The 19,490-nt window shown below is 63.4% G+C and carries 16 protein-coding genes; 8 read left to right on the forward strand and 8 right to left on the reverse strand.

Annotated elements, in window-relative coordinates:
• Window positions 1–73: 73 nt before the first annotated feature.
• Window positions 74–2,254, forward strand: coding sequence for a glycine--tRNA ligase subunit beta (glyS, locus tag U8326_RS05875; protein ID WP_324742914.1), 2,181 nt, complete (start codon window positions 74–76; stop codon window positions 2,252–2,254).
• Between the two features lie 127 nt (window positions 2,255–2,381).
• Window positions 2,382–5,054 (forward strand): pyruvate, phosphate dikinase, encoded by a 2,673-nt coding sequence (ppdK, locus tag U8326_RS05880; protein ID WP_324742915.1) that lies wholly within the window; start codon window positions 2,382–2,384, stop codon window positions 5,052–5,054.
• Between the two features lie 9 nt (window positions 5,055–5,063).
• On the opposite strand, the gene U8326_RS05885 is transcribed toward ppdK, so the two are convergent.
• Entirely contained in the window at window positions 5,064–5,840 is a 777-nt protein-coding gene (locus tag U8326_RS05885; protein ID WP_324742916.1) for a methyltransferase domain-containing protein, read from the reverse strand.
• Between the two features lie 76 nt (window positions 5,841–5,916).
• Between U8326_RS05885 and U8326_RS05890 the strand changes: the two genes are divergently transcribed.
• From U8326_RS05890 to U8326_RS05905, 4 genes are all read left to right on the forward strand, one after another.
• Window positions 5,917–6,684 (forward strand): ComF family protein, encoded by a 768-nt coding sequence (locus U8326_RS05890; protein ID WP_324742917.1) that lies wholly within the window; start codon window positions 5,917–5,919, stop codon window positions 6,682–6,684.
• A 329-nt stretch (window positions 6,685–7,013) separates the two neighbouring features.
• Window positions 7,014–7,397 carry a phosphoribosyl-AMP cyclohydrolase gene (hisI, locus tag U8326_RS05895; RefSeq protein WP_324743537.1) on the forward strand — a complete coding sequence of 128 codons (384 nt, stop codon included), beginning with the start codon at window positions 7,014–7,016 and terminating at the stop codon, window positions 7,395–7,397.
• A 103-nt stretch (window positions 7,398–7,500) separates the two neighbouring features.
• Window positions 7,501–9,303, forward strand: coding sequence for an acyl-CoA dehydrogenase C-terminal domain-containing protein (locus U8326_RS05900; RefSeq protein ID WP_324742918.1), 1,803 nt, complete (start codon window positions 7,501–7,503; stop codon window positions 9,301–9,303).
• A gap of 44 nt (window positions 9,304–9,347) precedes the next feature.
• Window positions 9,348–9,884, forward strand: coding sequence for a TIGR00645 family protein (locus tag U8326_RS05905; RefSeq protein ID WP_324742919.1), 537 nt, complete (start codon window positions 9,348–9,350; stop codon window positions 9,882–9,884).
• 13 nt (window positions 9,885–9,897) lie between these two features.
• Here U8326_RS05905 and U8326_RS05910 read toward each other — a convergent pair whose 3' ends face one another.
• The 6 genes from U8326_RS05910 to tyrS form a co-directional block, all read right to left on the reverse strand.
• On the reverse strand, window positions 9,898–12,162 hold the full coding sequence (locus U8326_RS05910; RefSeq protein ID WP_324742920.1) for a molybdopterin-dependent oxidoreductase: 2,265 nt from the start codon (window positions 12,160–12,162) through the stop codon (window positions 9,898–9,900).
• A gap of 81 nt (window positions 12,163–12,243) precedes the next feature.
• Complete coding sequence (locus U8326_RS05915; protein WP_324742921.1) at window positions 12,244–12,951, reverse strand: dienelactone hydrolase family protein; 708 nt, start codon at window positions 12,949–12,951, stop codon at window positions 12,244–12,246.
• The gene (cysK, locus tag U8326_RS05920) at window positions 12,948–13,865 is read right to left on the reverse strand and encodes a cysteine synthase A (protein WP_324742923.1); all 918 of its coding nucleotides are present in this window, start codon (window positions 13,863–13,865) and stop codon (window positions 12,948–12,950) included. Before cysK ends, U8326_RS05915 begins: the two co-directional genes overlap by 4 nt.
• Entirely contained in the window at window positions 13,862–15,136 is a 1,275-nt protein-coding gene (locus U8326_RS05925) for an MFS transporter (protein ID WP_324742924.1), read from the reverse strand. The genes cysK and U8326_RS05925 overlap by 4 nt, the downstream gene beginning before the upstream one ends.
• A 73-nt stretch (window positions 15,137–15,209) precedes the next feature.
• On the reverse strand, window positions 15,210–15,548 hold the full coding sequence (locus tag U8326_RS05930) for a PilZ domain-containing protein (protein WP_324742925.1): 339 nt from the start codon (window positions 15,546–15,548) through the stop codon (window positions 15,210–15,212).
• A 99-nt stretch (window positions 15,549–15,647) separates the two neighbouring features.
• Window positions 15,648–16,877: a tyrosine--tRNA ligase gene (gene tyrS / locus U8326_RS05935; RefSeq protein ID WP_324742926.1), complete on the reverse strand. Its 1,230-nt coding sequence runs from the start codon at window positions 16,875–16,877 to the stop codon at window positions 15,648–15,650.
• A gap of 44 nt (window positions 16,878–16,921) precedes the next feature.
• Between tyrS and U8326_RS05940 the strand changes: the two genes are divergently transcribed.
• On the forward strand, window positions 16,922–17,443 hold the full coding sequence (locus U8326_RS05940; RefSeq protein ID WP_324742927.1) for a DOMON-like domain-containing protein: 522 nt from the start codon (window positions 16,922–16,924) through the stop codon (window positions 17,441–17,443).
• A gap of 11 nt (window positions 17,444–17,454) precedes the next feature.
• A complete protein-coding gene (locus tag U8326_RS05945; protein ID WP_324742928.1) occupies window positions 17,455–18,657 on the forward strand; it encodes a DUF1343 domain-containing protein in 1,203 nt (400 codons plus the stop codon).
• On the opposite strand, the gene ygiD is transcribed toward U8326_RS05945, so the two are convergent.
• The gene (gene ygiD / locus U8326_RS05950) at window positions 18,651–19,454 is read right to left on the reverse strand and encodes a 4,5-DOPA dioxygenase extradiol (RefSeq protein WP_324742929.1); all 804 of its coding nucleotides are present in this window, start codon (window positions 19,452–19,454) and stop codon (window positions 18,651–18,653) included. The two genes, U8326_RS05945 and ygiD, sit on opposite strands and share 7 nt — an antisense overlap.
• Window positions 19,455–19,490 lie beyond the last annotated feature (36 nt).

Genomic DNA, 19,490 nt, shown 5'->3' on the forward strand with positions numbered 1-19,490 from the left:
ATTCCCGCGAAGGCGGGAATCTCATGCTGTGAGGCACAAGGTCCCAGCCTGCGCTGGGACTGCGGAGAAAATCATGACTGATTTTCTCCTTGAACTGCGCAGCGAGGAAATCCCCGCCCGGATGCAGGCCGGCGCGCGCGCCGATCTGGAGCGGCTGTTCCGCGAGCAATTGACCGCCGCCGGCGTCTCGCCCGGCGAAATCACCGTGTGGTCCACCCCGCGCCGCCTTGCGCTGATCGCGCGCGGCCTGCCGCAGCAAACGCAAGCGGTGCGGGAGGAGACGAAGGGGCCGCGCAGCTCCGCCCCGCCGCAGGCGCTGGAAGGTTTCCTGCGCAAGACCGGGCTGACCCAGGACCAGCTCGAGGAACGCGACGGCGTTTATTACGCGATCGTCGAAAAGCCGGGCCGCGCGGTGAAGGATCTGCTGGCCGAAGCCATTCCGGCCATCGTCCGCGCCTTCCCCTGGCCCAAGTCGATGCGCTGGGGCGCGGCCTCGATCAGCACGGAAAGCCTGCGCTGGGTTCGCCCGCTGTCCGGCATCGTCGCGATCTTCGGGGAAGAGCTGGTCGAATGCGAAGCGGGCGGAGTCGCTTCCGGCTACGTCACGCTGGGCCATCGCTTCCATCATCCGGGTGAAATCACCGTTGGCGGGGCGGACGACTACCGGGAGAAGCTGCGCGCCTGCCATGTGATCGTCGATCATGAGGAGCGGGAAGGGCTGATCCGCTCCGGCGCGGCGGAGGCCGCACGGGCTGCCGGGCTGCAACTGGTCGAGGATGAAGGGCTGGTGGTGGAAAACGCCGGGCTGACCGAATGGCCAGTGCCGCTGCTGGGCCGCTTTGATCCCGAATTTCTTGAGGTTCCGCCTGAAGTCATCCAGCTAACTGCGCGAACCAACCAGAAATATTTCATCTGCCGTGATAGTGGCGGGAAGCTCGCGGATGCCTTCATCTGCACCGCCAATATCGTGGCGGCGGATGGTGGCGCGGCGATTGTCGCGGGCAATCGCAAGGTGCTGGCCGCTCGGCTATCAGACGCGCGCTTCTTCTGGGAGCAGGACCGCAAGACCCCGCTGCCCGAGCAGGCGAAGAAGCTGGAACGGATCACTTTCCACGAAAAGCTCGGCACCGTGGCCGACAAGGTGGAGCGCGTGGCGAAGCTGGCCGAGTGGCTGGCTATCGAAGGTATCGTGCCGGGCTGCGAACCCGCCTTGGCGCGGCAAGCGGCCGAATTGTGCAAGGCCGATCTCGTCACCGAGATGGTAGGCGAGTTTCCGGAGCTGCAGGGGCTGATGGGCGGCTATTACGCCCGCGCCGAGGGCTTGCCCGATGCGGTGGCCGATGCGATCCGCGATCACTACAAGCCGGTCGGGCAGGGGGATGAAGTGCCCGCCGCGCCGGTGACGGTGGCGGTTAGCCTCGCCGACAAGCTGGATACGCTGCGCAGCTTCTTTTCCATCGATGAAAAGCCGACCGGATCGAAAGATCCCTTTGCCTTGCGTCGCGCGGCATTGGGCATCATCCGATTGATTACCGAAAATGGCCTGCGTCTGAACCTTTCCGCCGTTCGCCCCGAGCTTGCCGAAGGGCAGCTCAAAGCTACGGAAACCGGGGCTTCGACAGGCTCAGCCCGAGCGGATGAGCTTGCGGACTTCTTCGCCGACCGGCTCAAGGTGCAGCAGAAGGAAGCCGGCGTCCGCCACGACCTGATCGACGCGGTGTTCGCTGCCAAGAACAAGGATGGGGGCGGGGAGGACGATCTGGTCCGCCTGCTGACGCGGGTCCATGCGCTCCAGGCTTTCGTCGGCACGGAAGACGGCAAGAACCTGCTGGCGGGCTACAAGCGCGCCGCCAATATCCTCAAGAAGGAAGGCTGGGAGGGCAAGGGCGTGCTCGAGCCGCATACCGGCGAGGAAGACCCGTTGGCGCTGGTGGACGACCCGGACATGAAAGAAGTCGTCGCGGCGCGGCTCGCAGCGAAGAAAACGCTGTCCTACACGCCCGAAGCCGCGGAAAAATCGCTGATCGACGCGCTTGAGTCGGCCGAGCCTACGGCAAGCGCCGCTATCGCAGCGGAAGATTTCGCCGGGGCCATGGCCGCGCTGGCTTCCCTGCGCGCGCCGATCGACGCTTTCTTCGATGAGGTCACGGTCAATGATCCCGATCCGGCAAAACGTGAAGCCCGCCTCGCGCTGCTTGATCGTTTCCGTGCTGCAGTGCACAATGTTGCTGACTTCTCTAGGATCGAAGGTTAGAAGGTCACAGGATTCCACACCACCTGACGGACCAATAAGCACATATATTCAAACGGTTGCGTCATGCACGCAGGGTTGGCACAGGTTCACTTTTGCCGCCTTTTGCGTCAACTAGAAGGACTGAGAGATGAGCAATACGGTCTATACGTTCGGCGGCGGAGCATCCCAGCAGGATTCCCGTGCCCGCGACAAGACCGTGGTCGGCGGCAAGGGGGCCAATCTGGCCGAAATGGCTTCCATCGGCCTGCCCGTGCCGCCCGGCTTCACCATCACCACAGAGGTTTGCACCAGCTATCTCGCCGATGGCGGCTTTGACGATGGGCTGCGCTCCACCGTCGCCGCCGCGCTGGCCCATATCGAAGGCGTGGTCGGCAAGCGTTTCGGCAATCCAGCCGATCCGCTGCTGGTTTCGGTCCGCTCCGGCGCGCGGGTTTCCATGCCGGGCATGATGGACACCGTGCTCAATCTCGGCCTGAACGACGAGACGGTGCAGGGCCTGGCAGCCGTCTCCGGCGATGAACGCTTTGCCTGGGATTCCTACCGCCGCTTCATCCAGATGTATTCGGACGTGGTGCTGGGCCTCGATCACGGGTTGTTCGAGGAAGCGCTGGAAATCGCCAAGGAAGACAACGGCTTTCACGCCGATGTCGAAATGGGCGCGGAACATTGGAAGGCGCTGGTCGCCGAATACAAGTCGATTGCCCAGCAGGAACTGGGCAAGCCTTTCCCGCAGGACGTGCATGAGCAGCTGTGGGGGGCCATCGGCGCGGTGTTCGACAGCTGGGATTCCGACCGGGCCAAGGTCTATCGCCGCTTGAACGACATTCCGGGCGACTGGGGCACGGCGGTCAATGTGCAGGCCATGGTGTTCGGCAACATGGGCGACACCAGCGCCACCGGCGTCGCCTTCACCCGCGACCCGGCCAATGGCGACAAGGCCTATTTCGGCGAATGGCTGGTCAATGCGCAGGGCGAGGACGTCGTTGCCGGGATTCGCACTCCGCAATATCTCACTAGGGCGGCGAAGGAAGCTGCCGGGGCCAAGCAGCCGAGCATGGAAGAGGCCATGCCGGAAGCCTATGCCGAGCTGGCCGAGGTGTTCGAGCTGCTGGAGCGGCATTACCGCGACATGCAGGACATCGAATTCACGGTTGAACGCGGCAAGCTGTGGATGCTGCAGACCCGCAGCGGCAAGCGGACGGCCAAGGCCGCGCTCAAGATGGCCGTGGACATGGTCGCCGAAGGGTTGATCGACGAGGAAACGGCCATCCTTCGCGTCGATCCGATGGCTCTCGACCAGCTGCTCCATCCCGCGCTCGATCCGGATGCTCCGCGCGATGTGCTGACCAAGGGTTTGCCCGCTTCTCCCGGCGCGGCCTCGGGCGCGATCGTGCTGGAGGCGGATATTGCCGAACAGCGCGCGGCGCGGGGCGAGAACGTCATTCTGGTGCGGGTCGAGACCAGCCCGGAGGATATTCACGGGATGCACGCCGCCAAGGGCGTTCTCACCGCGCGCGGCGGCATGACCAGCCATGCGGCCGTGGTGGCGCGCGGCATGGGCCGCCCCTGCGTTTCCGGCGCTTCGCAAGTCTCGATCGACCTCAAGACCCGCACATTGCAAGTGGGGCAGCGCCAGCTGAAGGAAGGCGATCTCATCACCCTGGACGGTTCCAAGGGCGAGGTGATGGCCGGCGAGGTGCCGGTGGTGGAGCCGGAACTGGCCGGCGATTTCGCCCATTTGATGGAATGGGCCGACCGCTACCGCAGGATGAAGGTCCGGACCAATGCGGAAACGCCCGAGGATTGCCGCAAGGCACGGCAATTCGGCGCGGAAGGCATCGGGCTATGCCGCACCGAGCATATGTTCTTCGACGAAAGCCGGATCACTTCCGTTCGCCAGATGATCCTCGCGGAGGACGAGCAGGGCCGGCGCGCCGCCCTGGCCAAGCTGCTGCCGGAACAGCGCGCGGATTTTCATGCAATCTTCGAAGTCATGACCGGGCTGCCGGTGACGATCCGCTTGCTCGACCCGCCGCTCCATGAATTCCTGCCGCATGGCGATGCCGAGTTCGAGGAGCTGGCCGATGTGACCGGCCTGGGCGTGGATCACCTCAAGCGCCGCGCCGGGGAGCTGCACGAGTTCAACCCCATGCTGGGCCATCGCGGCTGCCGCCTCGGCATCACCTATCCCGAAATCTACGAGATGCAGGTCCGCGCGATCTTCGAAGCTGCCTGCGACGTGGCCGCTGCATCCGGCAATTCGCCGATTCCCGAGGTGATGATCCCGCTGGTCGCCACCCAGCGCGAGCTGGCGATCCTCAAGCAATTGGTGGACCGGGTTGCCGGGGAGATTTTCCGGGAGAAAGGCCGCACGCTCGAATATCTGGTGGGGACGATGATAGAGCTTCCCCGCGCCGCCCTCATGGCAGGTGAGATCGCGCAAGAAGCGGCGTTCTTCTCCTTCGGCACCAACGATCTGACGCAGACCACGCTGGGCGTCAGCCGGGACGATGCGGGCCGGTTCCTGGTTCAGTATGTGGAAAAAGGGATTTTCCCGCGCGATCCGTTCGTAAGCCTGGACATAGAGGGCGTCGGGCAGCTTGTCGCGCTGGGCGCGGAGCGCGGGCGCGCCACCCGGCCCGCGTTGAAGCTGGGCATCTGCGGCGAGCATGGCGGCGATCCGGCCAGCATCGCCTTCTGCGAGGAACAGCAGCTCGATTATGTCAGCGCGTCGCCCTATCGCGTGCCGATTGCCAGACTGGCGGCGGCGCAGGCGGCCTTGCGGGCAAAGCAGGGCTAGGGGCAGGACCTAGGCGCGCCAACCGCTCAAGGTCAGGATCTCGAAGCGTTCCGTCACTCGCCCGTCGGGGTCGGCCGCTTCGAGAAACGCCTGTTCGGCGCGGGCCAGCATGTCGCGGGTCAGCGGCGGGGCCGGATCGGCCAGGACATTGCCCAGCGCTTGCGCCCGCAGGTCGGCAATCAGGGAGGCAAGGGAGCCGAAGCGGACGTCCAGACCACGCCCGTCGGCCACCTGCTTCGCGAAGCCCGCCCGTTGGAGCAACTGCCCGCCCGCCCGGACATCGACCATCGGGTGAAGCCGCGGCGCGGGGCGATCTCCATCCGCAACGAGCATGGCGGTTCTGAGCCTGGGGAGGCTGCCCGATGCGACGAAGCTGGCGATGGCCATTCCGCTGGGAGTCAGTGCGTTACGGATATGGATCAAGGCGCCGGGCAGGTCGTTGACCGTGTCAAGCGTCCCCAGGCTGGCGATGAAATCGAACGGGCCGAATGGATAGGGCCGCTCCTGATCCAGCGGAATCGCCTGCTTCAGCCCGGCGGGATCAGCCTGGGTCACGGCGCAGCCGAGTGTCTGCAAGGCTTCCGCCAGGCTTCCCGTCCAGTCCCCGACGATCAGCGCAGATTTCGGTTCGAAACGGATGAAATCGAGGCGATTCAGCACATCCTCGACCATGTCGTCGATGATATAGCGCGCCGAGGCCGATTGCCTGTGGAGGGCAAGCGCCCTGCGCCGCGCGGTATCGCTGCGCTTGCGGGAGAATATGATGGGTGGAGCGGGTGCGGACATGGTGGCTCCCTGCCGTGCCGTGGGGCCAAGCGCAAGCATTGCCCGGGCAGGCGTGGGCTGGTTAGATTGGGGATATATGCTCGGAACCATCGGCGCGGCTCTGACGCCCATCATCGATCTGATCTATCCGCCGCGCTGCCCGCTTTGCGGCGAAGGGATGGCGGATCAGACCGGCGTTTGCGGCCCTTGCTGGCTGAAGCTGGACATTCCGGGCGAGCCTGCCTGCACGGCCTGCAAGCGCCCGTTCCGCGACGGTGTGGCACAGCCCGGCTCCCTCTGCGTGCCCTGCCTTGCCGCCCGGCCGAGGCATGACGGCATAGCGGCGGCGACGCTTTACAACGATGCGTCCCGGCGTCTCGTGCTCACCTTCAAGCACGGCCGCCGGATCGGCCTTGCCAGGGCATTGGGGCGAATGATGGCCGCCCGGCTTTCCGATGCGGAGGGCGAATGGGTGATCGTTCCCGTGCCGCTGCATCCGCGCAGGCTGTGGAGCAGGGGGTTCAATCAATCCGCCCTGCTTGCCAGGGAGATCGCGAGGATACGGGGCGAACCGCTCGAAATCGATGCGCTGGTGCGCAGGAAATACACGGCGCCGCTGCGCGGCCTCGGAAAAAAGGCAAGAGCGCGCGCGCTTTCGGGCGCGATCCGCATCCGGCCGGGGAAGGCCGATCGAATCCGCGACCGGCAAATCATCCTGGTGGATGACGTTCTCACCAGCGGCGCGACCAGCAATGCCTGCGTCTCCGCGCTCAAGAACGCGGGAGCGAGCAAGGTCGTTGTCGCATGTTTCGCCCGGGTTCTCGATGATGCCTTGAATCCGTCGCTGGATATCGATCCTGCATAAATGCAAGGCGCCCGGACCAGAGATCCGGGCGCCAGCGTGACGAATTCTTCAAGGCTAGGCCGGCCCCTGTGCCGGCGGTGCCTTGTCCCTCATATTTCATCGGCGCGCCCTTGATCGGGCTGCTGCCGAAAACCCCTGCCCCTTGGCGCTGTTCATCGAAGCGCCGCCGGATTGGCGGAATGCCCTTGTTGAGCACTTGGCTTTTCCCATTAAAGCCTGGTTCACGGAAGCGTCATTCATCCCTTCGATGGATTTTGGCGGGGAGATGTGGTTATCGTGCAACAACCGCATTGCAGCCCAAGCTCATATACTCCCGGAGGACAGGCGCCATTTCTACCGACGACAAAGTTACCGCCGCTCGCGAACGCGGCACGCAATTCCTGCCCAGATTCGATCAGAACGGGCTGCTCACCGTTGTCGTGACGCATGCCGGTTCGGGCGAAGTGCTGATGGTCGCCTTCATGGATGCCGAGGCATTGGAGAAAACGCGGGAAACGGGTCTGGCGCATTTTCATTCCCGCTCCCGGGGGCGCCTCTGGATGAAGGGGGAGACATCCGGCCATGTCCTGCGGGTGCAGGAGATTCTCGTGGATTGCGATCAGGACGCCTTGGTCATTAAGGCGATCCCGGCCGGGCCTGCCTGTCATACCGGGGCAGCGACCTGCTTCTATCGCCGCCTCAAGGGCGATACGCTGGTAACGGGCGGCGGCTGAATATCCCGTAAGACAGGATTGGAATCGGGCGGCTGAATAACGATATGATCTTCGAATATTTGCGCAGCCTTTGATTGATGATCGAGGGGGAGGAGACCCACCCATGGCCGAATACAATGCGCCCGTGCGCGATACCGTTTTCGTCATCAACGAACTGATCGGGCTGCAGCAATACTCCGCCCTTCCGGGGTTTGAAGGTGCAGCAGACGATCTCATCTCCACGCTGCTGGAGGAAGCTGGAAAATTCTGCACAGAGGTGCTGGCGCCGCTCAACCAGATCGGCGATGCGCAAGGCTGCACACGCCATTCCGACGGCAGCGTGACCACGCCCACAGGCTTTCGCGAGGCTTATGCCCAGCTTCGCGAGGCGGGCTGGGCTACTCTGGCGCAAGACCCGGCATTCGGCGGGCAAGGCCTGCCGCATGTCCTCAATTTCGCGGTCGAAGAGTTCATGAATGGGGCCAATCAAGCCTTTGCGATGTATCCCGGCCTGGCCACCGGGGCCGTGGCGGCCATCATGGCGAAGGGAAGCGAAAGCCAGAAGCAGACCTACCTGCCCAGGATGATCGCGGGCGAATGGCTGGGCACGATGAACCTGACCGAGCCTCAATGCGGCACCGATCTCGGCCTTATCCGCACCAAGGCGGAACCGCGGGGCGATGAGTCCTATGCGATCACCGGCTCCAAGATCTTCATTTCCGCCGGCGAGCACGATCTGACCGGGAACATCATCCATCTGGTTCTGGCGAGAACGCCGGACGCGCCGGAAGGCTCGAAGGGGATTTCCCTGTTTCTCGTTCCGAAGGTGCTGGTGAACGCGGATGGCTCGCTGGGCGAGCGCAATGCCGTCTCCTGCGGCTCGATCGAGGAAAAGATGGGCATTCACGGCAATGCCACCTGCGCGATGAATTACGACGGAGCCACGGGCTGGCTGGTCGGCGAGGAGAACAAGGGCCTCGCCGCGATGTTCATCATGATGAACGCTGCCCGGCTCGGGGTCGGCATACAGGGGCTGGGGCAAGCGGATGCGGCCTATCAGAATGCAGCCGCCTATGCCCTGGAACGGCGCCAGGGACGCGCGCTTACCGGGCCTGCCGAGCCGGATCAGCCCGCCGACCCGATCATCGTTCACCCGGATGTGCGGCGGATGCTGATGGATGCCAAGGCATTTACCGAGGGAATGCGGGCGCTCGTCCTTTGGGGCGCCTTGCAGGTCGACCTTTCCCACAAGGCCTCCAGCGAACAGGAGCGCCAGCAGGCGGATGAACTGGTCGGCCTGCTCACTCCGGTAATCAAGGGCTACGGCACCGACAAGGGCTATGAAGTCGCCACCAACATGCAGCAGATCTTCGGCGGTCATGGCTATATCCGCGAATGGGGCATGGAACAGTTCGTGCGGGATGCGCGGATCGCCATGATCTATGAAGGCGCGAATGGCGTGCAGGCGATGGACCTTTGCGGCCGCAAGCTCGCATTGAACGGAGGGCGGGCGATCCAGGCCTTCTTCCGGATGGTGGACGAGGAATGCGCCCCTGCGGAACAGGACGCCGCCTGTGCGGACATTGCAGCCCGGCTCGGCAAGGCCAATGGCGAACTGAAGGCCGCCACCATGTGGTTCATGCAGAACGCCATGACCAATCCGAACAATCTGGGCGCCGGCGCCCATCATTACATGCATATCGCGGGGATCGTGGCGCTGGGGCTGATGTGGCTGCGCATGGCCAAGATTGCCGCGCGCAATCTTGCCGCAGGCACCGACGATGCCGGATTCTATCAGGCCAAGCTGACCACGGCCCGCTATTTCGCGGAGCGCTTCACCCCTGATTGCGGGGCATTGCGGCGCCGGATCGAAACGGGTTCCGCCAGCATGATGGAACTGCCGCCCGAGGCCTTCGTCCATCGCTAGGGTCAGGACTGGCGGATATCCGGCCATGCGTATAAATCGCCGCCATGGACCAAGAATCACACTCCCCGCTTCGCCCGCTTCCCCTTCTGATCTTCAGCTCACGCTGGCTGCAGCTCCCGCTCTATCTCGGCCTGATCGTGGCCCAGTGCGTCTACGTCTTCCTGTTCATCAAGGAACTGGTTCACTTGGTGACGCACGCCCACAACTTCGGCGAGCAGCAAATCATGCTGGTGGTGCTGGGCCTGATCGACGTGGTGATGATTTCCAACCTGCTCGTGATGGTGATCGTCGGCGGATATGAAACCTTCGTTTCCCGGCTCGGGCTGCAGGGTCATCCGGATCAGCCCGAATGGCTCAGCCATGTCAATGCCGGGGTCCTCAAGGTCAAGCTGGCCATGGCCATCATCGGAATATCCTCGATCCACCTGCTCCGCACTTTCATCGAGGCGAGCAGGATCGGCTCGCCGACCGCCAATGTGACGGGGGAAGGGGTGATGTGGCAGACGATCATCCACAGCGTCTTCATCCTGTCCGCCCTCGGCATTGCCGTCGTGGACCGCATGGCGCAGCCGAAACACTGACCGTCGTGCAGACTTACGGCACCGGGTCGGCGACGACCTCCACCGGGATATGATTCAGGTTGATGATGCCGGAAGGCAGATCGAGCAGGGTTTCATCGGCAAGGTGGTTGTAATTCACCCCCGGTCGCGCCTTGGCCTGCGGCATTCCCGGAACCTCGTCATCCGCATGTCCCCAGCCATGCGGAAGGCTGACCACGCCGCGCCGCATCTCGTCCGATAGCTTGACAGGAACGTTCACTTCCCCGGTGCGCGACCGCACGGTCACCCGATCGCCATCCGTAATGCTTCGTTCCTTGGCATCTTCCGGGTGAATGAGCAGAACGCAAAGCTCCGGTCCCTTCGCGAGGGACGGGAAGTTGTGCATCCAGGTATTGCAGGTCCGGATCTGGCGACGTCCGACCAGATGAAGGCCCTTCGCCCGCTCGCCGTCCACCCACTCGGCCACGCGCGGAACATCCCCGATTATCGCCGAAGGAGCGAGATCGACACGCTTGTCGGGGAAATGAAGCACTTTCTTGATACGCGGCTTCATCGGCCCGAAATCGATGCCCTCTCCATGCGCCTTGAGTTTCTGGAGCGTCAGCCCGTCCGGGCGTTCGCCGAAATGATCTCCATAAGGGCCTGAACGCAGCAGCATGTCGAACATACGCTCCTCGCCCGGCTCCGTGCCGACATGCTGGATGACCTGTTCGAAGGTCATGCCCTCCAAGACTTCGTTCCCCTGGTCGCGAAGCTGATCGAACAGCATCCGGAATGCGGAATCGTCGGCTTCCTGCACAGTCATGCCGGTGAGGCGGGCGATCAGCCCGCAGAAGATCTCGCTGTCATGCCGTTGCTCGGGCTGCTTCTCGAAGATGGCCGGGGCATATTTGATGTAGTCCCTCACCGTCAGGAAGGTGAAGAAGATCATGAAATCCGAATGGGACAGGTGCGGCGGCGAAGGCAGGATCACATCCGCGTGGCGGGTCGTCTCGTTGATATAGATGTCGAATGCCATCATGAATTCGAGATCTTCCAGCGCTTCGGTCAGGCGACCGCCGCCATTGGCGCTCGACAGGGCGGGGTTTGCGCCCATCGTCACCAGCGCCTTGATCTGGCCTTCGCCCGGAACCGTCATTTCCTCGATCATCAACGCCGACGGAAACTGGCCGGCGAGTTCGGGAAAGCCGCTTACCCGGGAACGATAGCGATCGTAGGGAATTTGCCCGTCGCGGTAAGTGTCGGACATGATGACAGGCTGGAATACGCCGCCGGGGAACATGGCCCCGCCTTCCCGGTCCAGATTGCCAGTCATCGCGTTGACGGCGGTGATAAGCCAGTTCGTCACCGAACCGAATTGCTGCATGCAGGAGCCGATGCGCCCGTAAATGCAGGCACGCTCGGCCGAGGCCAGTTCCCGGGCGAGCGTGCGAATATCCTCCGCATCTATGCCGATCGCCGGACCTACCCTTTCCGGAGCGAAGGGCTGGGCAAGACGCCGCAGTTCGCCCAGATTCCGGATACGCCCTTCCAGGTGCCCGAGGTCCACCAAGTCTTCCTCGAACAAGGTCCGGGCCACCGCGAACAAAAGCGCGGCATCTCCGCCAGGCTCGATGGAAAGATGCCAGTCTGAAGCCCTGGCCGTTTCCGTGCGGCGCGGGTCGATCACGACAACCTTGCCTCCGCGCGCGCGGATGGCCCGCAACCGCCCCGGCACATTGGGCGCGGTCATGAAGCTGCCGTTGGATTGCAGCGGATTGGCGCCGATCAGCACGAGATAATCGCTGCGGTCGATGTCCGGCACCGGAAGCGAGGCCAGCCCGCCGAACATGCTCGCCGCCGCCAGGAAATGCGGATGGCAGTCGATGCTGGAAGTCGAGTAGATCTGCTGGGTCTGAAGGACATTGAGCAAGGGGCCGGTATAAAGCGCCAGCCCCGGAACATGGGCAATCGTAGTCCCGAAGAAGAAGCTCAGCGCATTGCGCCCATATTCGTCTTGAATAGCCTGGATACGCGCGGCCGCGAAATCCAGCGCTTCGTCCCAGCTTGCCGGCTCGAACTTTCCGTTGCGCTTGATGACCGGGCCGGTGAGCACATCAGGATCATGATGAAGATCCTTCACGGCATAGGCCTTGGGGCAGATATAGCCCTTGCTCAGCGGATCGTCCTTGTCGCCTCGAACTTCAAGCACCTGGCGGCTGGAATGATCGACCGTAACTATGGTGGCGCAATTCTGCTCGCAAAAAGGGCAGATGCGGCGATGCGTCTTTACGCTGTCAGCCGTGGCGGCTGCGGACATGCGCTCTCTCCAGAAAATATGTTCTTCTTTGTATTCATTCTGGATGAAAACTTTGCGGAATGCAAATACGTGAAACGCGTTCTAATTAAATATCTCGTCGAACAGGCTGGTCATCGCGGCCCAGCTCTGCCGGTCCGCACTTGCGTCATAGGCCACGGCATCGAGCGGGCGGCCGTCATTGGCTGGATCGGTGAAGCCATGCAGCGCCGTGCTATAGACATGCAGATGCCAGCGGGCGTCGGCGTCGTCCATTTCCTGCATGAACGCCCGGACATGGGAGCGCGGAACCAGGGGGTCCTTGTCCCCATGGCAGACCAGAATCCTCGGAATGATCCGGTCGCCGGGCCGGGCGGGGGCCGAGGTTTCGAGCAATCCGTGAAAGCTCACCACGGCGGCGAGATCATGGCCCGCACGCGCCATTTCGAGCGCGGCCTGCCCGCCCATGCAGAAGCCGATCGCGGCACGGGGAAGCTGGCGGGATTGGGGCAAAGCTGCCAATGCATCCAGCGCCGCGCCGAGCCGCCGGCGATAGACAGCGCTATCCTTCCGCAGCGAAGCGGCCAAACCCTGCACATCGCCGCCGCTCACCGCATCCCCGTAATAATCGGCGACGAAGGCGATATATCCCATCCGGGCCAGCAGCGCCGCCTTTTCCGCCACTCGCGGCGTCAGATTGGCAATGGTCGGGAATACCAGAACCGAAGCGCGTGGGCTTGCCTCCGGCATGGCCAGCCAACCGGAGAGCGGCGTTTCCCCATCGCCATAGGGATGGGGTTTCAACTCGATCATTCGGGCAGGAAATCCGGCACCGAGAGATAGCGCTCTCCCGTATCGTAGTTGAAGCCGAGCACGCAGGCGCCCTTGTCCAGTTCGGGCAATTTCTGGGCGATCGCGGCAAGGGTCGCGCCTGAGCTGATGCCCACCAGCAGCCCTTCCTCCAGAGCGGCGCGGCGGGCCATGGTCTTGGCCTCATCCGCGCCGACCTGGATCGCCCCATCTATTGCTTGCGTGTGCAGGTTCCCCGGAATGAATCCGGCGCCGATTCCCTGAATCGGGTGAGGGCCGGGCTGCCCGCCCGAAATCACCGGCGAAAGAACCGGCTCGACCGCAAAGGCTTTCAGTTCGGGCCAGGCCTTCTTCAATACTTCGGCGCATCCGGTCAGATGCCCGCCGGTCCCTACGCCGGAAATCAGCACATCCACCGGGGAATCGGCAAAATCGCGCAATATCTCCTGCGCGGTCGTGTTCGCATGCACCGCCACGTTGGCGGGGTTCTCGAACTGCTGCGGCATCCACGCACCGGGCGTTTCGTCCACAAGCTGTTGCGCCCGTTCCAGCGCGCCCTTCATGCCCTTTTCCCGGGGAGTGAGATCGAAACTCGCGCCATAGGCCAGCATCAGGCGCCGCCGTTCCAGCGACATCGATTCCGGCATGACCAGGACGAGCTTGTAGCCCTTCACGGCCGCAACCATCGCCAGGCCGATGCCCGTATTGCCCGACGTAGGCTCGATGATCGTGCCACCCGGCTTGAGGCTGCCGTCGGCCTCGGCGGCCTCGACCATGGCCAGCGCGATCCGGTCCTTGATCGAACCGCCGGGATTGGCGCGCTCCGATTTCACCCAGACCTCATGATCCGGAAAGAGCCGGGCAAGGCGGATATGAGGCGTGTTTCCGATTGTCGCGAGAACGTTGTCGGCTTTCATGGCGAATTTCCTCTCTCGTCACTGCGATATTGCGCGGAAAAGGTCTTGGCATGGCGCAACTCGGGAAAGATCCATGCCCAGATTGCAGTGATGACTATCGCACCAGCACCGCCAAACACAACCGCTCCCGTGGCGCCCATCAGCGCCGCGGCCATTCCTGATCGCATTTCGCCCAGTTCGTTCGATGCCGAGATCGCAAGGCCGGAAATCGACGAGACCCGCCCCCTCATCGCGTCGGGCGTGTTGAGCTGGATGAGCGAGTTGCGAATGAACACGGAGACCATGTCGGCGGCTCCAAGCACGGCGAGCAGACCCAGCGACAGCGCCAGATTGCGAGACAGGCCGAAGCCTATGGTCGCCGCGCCGAACAGGACCACAGCCCAGAGCATCTTCACTCCGACATTGTTCTCTATCGGCTTGAACGAAAGCCACAACGCGACGAGGGCCGCGCCCACGGCGGGCGCGCCGCGCATGAAGCCAAGCCCTTCCGAACCCACCGCAAGGATGTCGCGGGCGAAAACCGGCAGCATCGCCGTCGCTCCGCCAAGCAGCACGGCGAACAGGTCCAGCGTGATGCAGCCGAGCAGGAAGCGCTCCTTCCATGTGAACTGAAGGCCTTCCGCGATCAGGCGAAGGGGCGGTTCCTTGCTGTCGGACGTGGCAGGCGGCAATGGCCGCACCGCTATGATGAGGATTGCGGCGGCAATCATCAGCACCGCCGAAAGGAAATAGGGAACCGACGGAGAAAGCGCGAAAAGCAGCCCGCCGATAGCGGGACCGGCCACGCTGGCGCTTTGCCAGGCGATGGAACTCAAGGCGATCGCCTGCGGCAACAGGCGCGGCGGCACGATATTGGGCGCGATCGCGCTCATCGCCGGGTTCGTGAAAATCCGCGCCGCGCCGTGAGTCGCGGCCAGGCTGAACAGGATCGGCAGATTGAGCGCATCATACCACGTCAGCAGGGCGAGGATGGCGCCAAGCCCGCTATCGACCAGATTGGCCAGCGCGGCCACTTTCCGCCGGTCGAAACGATCCGCGGCCAAACCGGCCACTGGAGTGAGCAGGAACAGCGGAATGAACTGTACCAGGCCAAGCAAGCCGAGCTGGAACGCGGCCTCCGGCTTGTCCATGCCATAGTCCGAGCGGGCTATGTCGTATGTCTGATAGCCGATCAGCACCACCATCGAGAGGGTGGCGAAGACTGAAAGGAAACGGGCAAGCCAGAAGAAGCGATAATCGCGGATCTGGAGCGGCGAATTTGGCTCTAGCACATATTGCGCATGGCAGGATGAAAGGCTCTTGCCAAGAGAGCGATTGATCTATGGCTGCGTTCGATGCGCTATTTCAGCGGCGGCGGCGCAGCTTGGGATTGGGCTGCATCTGATCGATCATCTTCACGAAATCCTCGAAGCGGATGATCCGCTCGAACTGGAAGCCGGCCCGTTCGTCCATCGTCCAGATAACATGGGCTTCGATCCGGCCGATTGCCGGCAAGCGGATGGTCACCCGGTCGCCACGCTGCAAATCCGGGGAGCTGTTGATCATGAAGCCGTGAGCGGAGACATTCACGATATGCAACCCCATATCGCCCCGCTCGCGATGCTCTCCGATGACCGGATAATCCACGGGATGCCGGGCCGCGCGACGCAGGTCCGTCACAGACAATTGTGCTCCACCAGCCATGATGTTCAGCCTCCCGATAGTTAATTGGAAAACCGCTTATCCCATCAAATGGCTGACAAACCGTAAAGCCTGCAAGATTTTGCCGGCAAGCGGCAAAAATCAGGCAAGGCGCAGGATGGCGTGTTTCTTCTTGCCCAGGCTCAGGCGCGCGGTCTGGCCGGATTCCAGGCGGACAAGATATGCGGGGTCCTTGATCGCCGCATCGTCCAGGCGCACCGCCCCTTCCGCGATCTTGCGCTTGGCCTCGCCATTCGATTGCGTGAAGCCGATGGCAGTGCAGGCGGCCGCCAACCCGATGCCTTCCGCCGGAATGTCCAGCTTCGGCAAATCCGCGCCGATTCCGCCCGAAAAGGTTTCCGCCGCCGTGGCTTCGCAATTTCGCGCCGCTTCCTCGCCCCGGCAAAGCCTGGTCGCCTCGTTGGCGAGAACGATCTTGGCCGCGTTGATCTCGCTTCCTTCCAGCGCCTCGAGCCGGGCGATCTCGTCGAGCGGCAGGTCGGTGAACAGGCGCAGGCGCGAGCCGACGTCACGGTCATCCGTGTTGCGCCAGAACTGCCAATAATCGAAATGGCTGAGCTGGTCGGAGTTGAGCCACACCGCGCCGCCCACGGTCTTGCCCATCTTGGTGCCGTCGGCATTCGTGAGCAGGGGAGTGGTCAGCCCGAAGACCTGGGTGCCATCGACCCGGCGCGCAAGCTCCACGCCATTCACGATATTGCCCCACTGGTCGGAACCGCCCATCTGCAGGCGGCAGGCCGCCTTCCGCGACAGTTCCAGAAAATCATAGGCCTGGAGGATCATATAGTTGAATTCGAGAAAGCTCAGGGACTGTTCGCGATCCAGCCTCAGCTTGACCGAATCGAAGCTGAGCATCCGGTTGACCGAGAAATGCCGACCGATGTCCCGCAGGAAAGGGATATATTCCAGCCTGTCCAGCCACTCGGCATTGTCGACCATGATCGCATCGGTGGGCCCGTCCCCGAAGGTCAGGAAGTTCTCGAACACCCGGCGGATGGAGGCGACATTCTGCGCGATGGTATCTTCGGTCAGCAATTGGCGCGCTTCATCCTTGAAGCTGGGATCGCCGATCTTGCCGGTTCCGCCGCCCATCAGAACGATCGGCTTGTGGCCCGCGCGCTGCAGCTGGCGCAGCATCATGATCGACACCAGATGCCCGACATGGAGCGATGGCGCGGTGGGATCGAAGCCGATATAGCCCGGCACGACCTGCCCGGTTGCCAAGGCGTCCAGCCCGGCCGCATCGGTCAGTTGGTGGATATAGCCCCGCTCATCGAGCAGGCGCAGCAGGTCGGATCGATATTGACTCATGGTGCCCTTCTTTCGCGCTGGGCGCCTAGCACGGGGAAAAGCAGTTGCAAACGCATCGCCTGGTCGCGCATCCCGATCATCCGCCGCTGGCCGTGACGGGCGTATCGCTGCGCTGGGTGTATCTCGATGACGGCCGCACCATGCTGCGCTACCGGCTCGACGGCTGCGGCAGCCTGATAACGCCGGCCTATTCCGGAAGCGGCCGAGCCGACGAGCTCTGGAAAACCACCTGCTTCGAATTGTTCCTGAGCGATGGGTCGCCCGCCTATTTCGAGTTCAACTTCTCTCCATCGGGCCGATGGGCGAGCTACGGCTTCGAAAGTTACCGAAGCGCGCCAATCCAACCCGAACTGTCGATGCAGCCGGAAATCAGGAGCGAGCGAGGCGCCGAGATATTCCTGCTCACTGCCTGTCTCGCAAGCAATGACATTCGCGGCGCGACTCGCCTGGGGGTCAGCGCGATAGTCGAGGAGGAGGGCGGACGGCTGTCCTACTGGGCCTTGGCCCACCCGGAAGGCCGCCCCGATTTCCATCATCCCGCTTGCTTTGCCGCAAAGCCGCTGTAACCGAAGCGTCCATGAAATTCGGGATCGATCGTCTCCTCGCCGAACCGTCACTGCGCCAGCCTTTGGAGGGCCGCAGGGTTGCCCTGGTCGCGCACCCCGCTTCCGTCACCGAGAGGCTGGTCCATTCGCTGGATGCGCTGGCCGCCTGCCCGGAGATAAGGCTCACGGCTGCATTCGGGCCGCAGCACGGGCTGAAAGGGGACAAGCAGGACAATATGGTGGAGACGGCGGACGAGATCGATCCGCAATACCGCATCCCCATTTTCAGCCTCTATGGCGAAGTCCGCCGGCCGACCCCGGCGATGATCGACGCGGCCGATGTCTTCCTGTTCGACCTGCAGGATCTCGGCTGCCGGATCTATACCTTCGTCACCACGCTGCTGTATCTGCTGGAAGCCGCCGCAGGCACCGGCAAGGCCGTCTGGGTGCTGGACCGGCCCAATCCGGCGGGAAGGCCGGTGGAAGGCACGCTGCTGCTGCCGGGGCAAGAGAGCTTCGTCGGGGCGGGGCCGATGCCGATGCGCCATGGACTGACGCTTGGCGAGATGGGGCATTGGTTCGTCCGGCATTTAGGGCTCGATGTCGATTATCGCGTGATCGGGATGGACGGCTGGCGGCCCGATGCGGCACCCGGCTTCGGCTGGCCGGAAAGCCGCATCTGGATCAATCCCAGCCCCAATGCCGCCAATCTCAACATGGCGCGCGCCTATGCCGGCACGGTCATGCTGGAAGGCACGAACCTGAGCGAGGGCAGGGGAACCACTCGCCCGCTCGAAGTGCTGTTCGGCGCGCCGGACGTGGATGCCCGGGCGGTGCTGGCGGAAATGCAGCGCCTGTCGCCCGAATGGCTGGCGGGCTGCGCGATCCGCGAGTGCTGGTTCGAGCCTACCTTCCACAAGCACGCCAGGAGCCTGTGCAGCGCCCTGATGATCCATGCCGAAGGTGCATTCTACGATCACTCCGCGTTCCGTCCCTGGCGTCTCCAGGCCCTGGCCTTCAAGACGATCCGGCGGCTTTATCCGGACTATCCGATCTGGCGCGACTTTCCCTACGAGTATGAGTTCGAGCGGCTGGCCATCGATGTAATCAACGGCGGCCCCGCCTTGCGGGAATGGGTGGACGACACTGCCGCGCAGCCCGGCGACCTGGACAGGATCGCCGGTGCCGACGAAGCCCGATGGCGGGACGAGATCGCTTCGCTGCTCCTTTACTGAAGTCTTTCGGCAAGCCGGGCGTCGCCCCACAAGACGGAAGTCATGGAAAGGGAGCCGTCGATGCTGTCGTTGAAGATGGCGACATCGTCCTCCTCGCCCCTCGCACCCAAGGGATAGAGCAGCGGGAGGTAATGCTCGCCGCTGTTGATGGCCGCCCGCGCTTCCTCGTCTTCCGCCGCAAATTGCGTGAGCGAGGTTTCGTCGCCGCCCCTCAGCGCGGCGTTCATGCGGTTACGGAACGAGTCCGCCCAGGCCGGAACTGTGCCCGCCGACTGCCGCCATAGCGCCAGATTGTGAATGATATTGCCGCTGCCCGCGATCAGCACGTTTTCGTCACGCAAGGGCGCAAGCGCCGCGCCGAGCGCAAGGTGCCCCTCGGGAGGGAGCGACATATCGACGCTCATCGCCACGACGGGAATGTCGGCCTCCGGGAACATCGGCCGCAACACGCCCCACACCCCATGGTCCAACCCCATTTCCTCATCCAGCACCGCGCCTTCGCCGATGAGGGACGCCGCGCGATGGGCAAGCGCAAGGGCGCCCGGCGCGGCATAGGAGATTTCGTAAAGCTCTTGGGGAAACCCCCGGAAATCGTGGATCGTGCGGGGATACGCACCGGCGGTCAGCCTGGTTTCGCCATGGGTTTCCCAATGCGCCGTGACCAGAAGGACGGCATCCGGGCGGGGCAGGCGCCGCCCCAGTTCCTCCAGGGCGCGCCGTTCCGCATTGTCCGTAATCACGGTCATCGGCGATCCGTGGCCGAGAAACAGGGCGGGCTGGCGAGCCGTATTCTCCATCAGGCGGAGATCGTGCGCACCCGGTGCTTTCGCAAG

Source organism: Tsuneonella sp. CC-YZS046 (assembly GCF_035581365.1).
GTDB lineage: Bacteria > Pseudomonadota > Alphaproteobacteria > Sphingomonadales > Sphingomonadaceae > JAWKXU01.

Bases quoted from the DNA above. Each gene is read 5' to 3' on its own strand.
- glyS (WP_324742914.1), top strand. From the start codon at position 74: ATGACTGATTTTCTCCTTGAACTGCGCAGCGAGGAAATCCCCGCCCGG.
- ppdK (WP_324742915.1), top strand. From the start codon at position 2,382: ATGAGCAATACGGTCTATACGTTCGGCGGCGGAGCATCCCAGCAGGAT.
- U8326_RS05885 (WP_324742916.1), bottom strand. From the start codon at position 5,840: ATGTCCGCACCCGCTCCACCCATCATATTCTCCCGCAAGCGCAGCGAT.
- U8326_RS05890 (WP_324742917.1), top strand. From the start codon at position 5,917: ATGCTCGGAACCATCGGCGCGGCTCTGACGCCCATCATCGATCTGATC.
- U8326_RS05900 (WP_324742918.1), top strand. From the start codon at position 7,501: ATGGCCGAATACAATGCGCCCGTGCGCGATACCGTTTTCGTCATCAAC.
- U8326_RS05905 (WP_324742919.1), top strand. From the start codon at position 9,348: ATGGACCAAGAATCACACTCCCCGCTTCGCCCGCTTCCCCTTCTGATC.
- U8326_RS05910 (WP_324742920.1), bottom strand. From the start codon at position 12,162: ATGTCCGCAGCCGCCACGGCTGACAGCGTAAAGACGCATCGCCGCATC.
- U8326_RS05915 (WP_324742921.1), bottom strand. From the start codon at position 12,951: ATGATCGAGTTGAAACCCCATCCCTATGGCGATGGGGAAACGCCGCTC.
- cysK (WP_324742923.1), bottom strand. From the start codon at position 13,865: ATGAAAGCCGACAACGTTCTCGCGACAATCGGAAACACGCCTCATATC.
- U8326_RS05930 (WP_324742925.1), bottom strand. From the start codon at position 15,548: ATGGCTGGTGGAGCACAATTGTCTGTGACGGACCTGCGTCGCGCGGCC.
- tyrS (WP_324742926.1), bottom strand. From the start codon at position 16,877: ATGAGTCAATATCGATCCGACCTGCTGCGCCTGCTCGATGAGCGGGGC.
- U8326_RS05945 (WP_324742928.1), top strand. From the start codon at position 17,455: ATGAAATTCGGGATCGATCGTCTCCTCGCCGAACCGTCACTGCGCCAG.
- ygiD (WP_324742929.1), bottom strand. From the start codon at position 19,454: ATGGAGAATACGGCTCGCCAGCCCGCCCTGTTTCTCGGCCACGGATCG.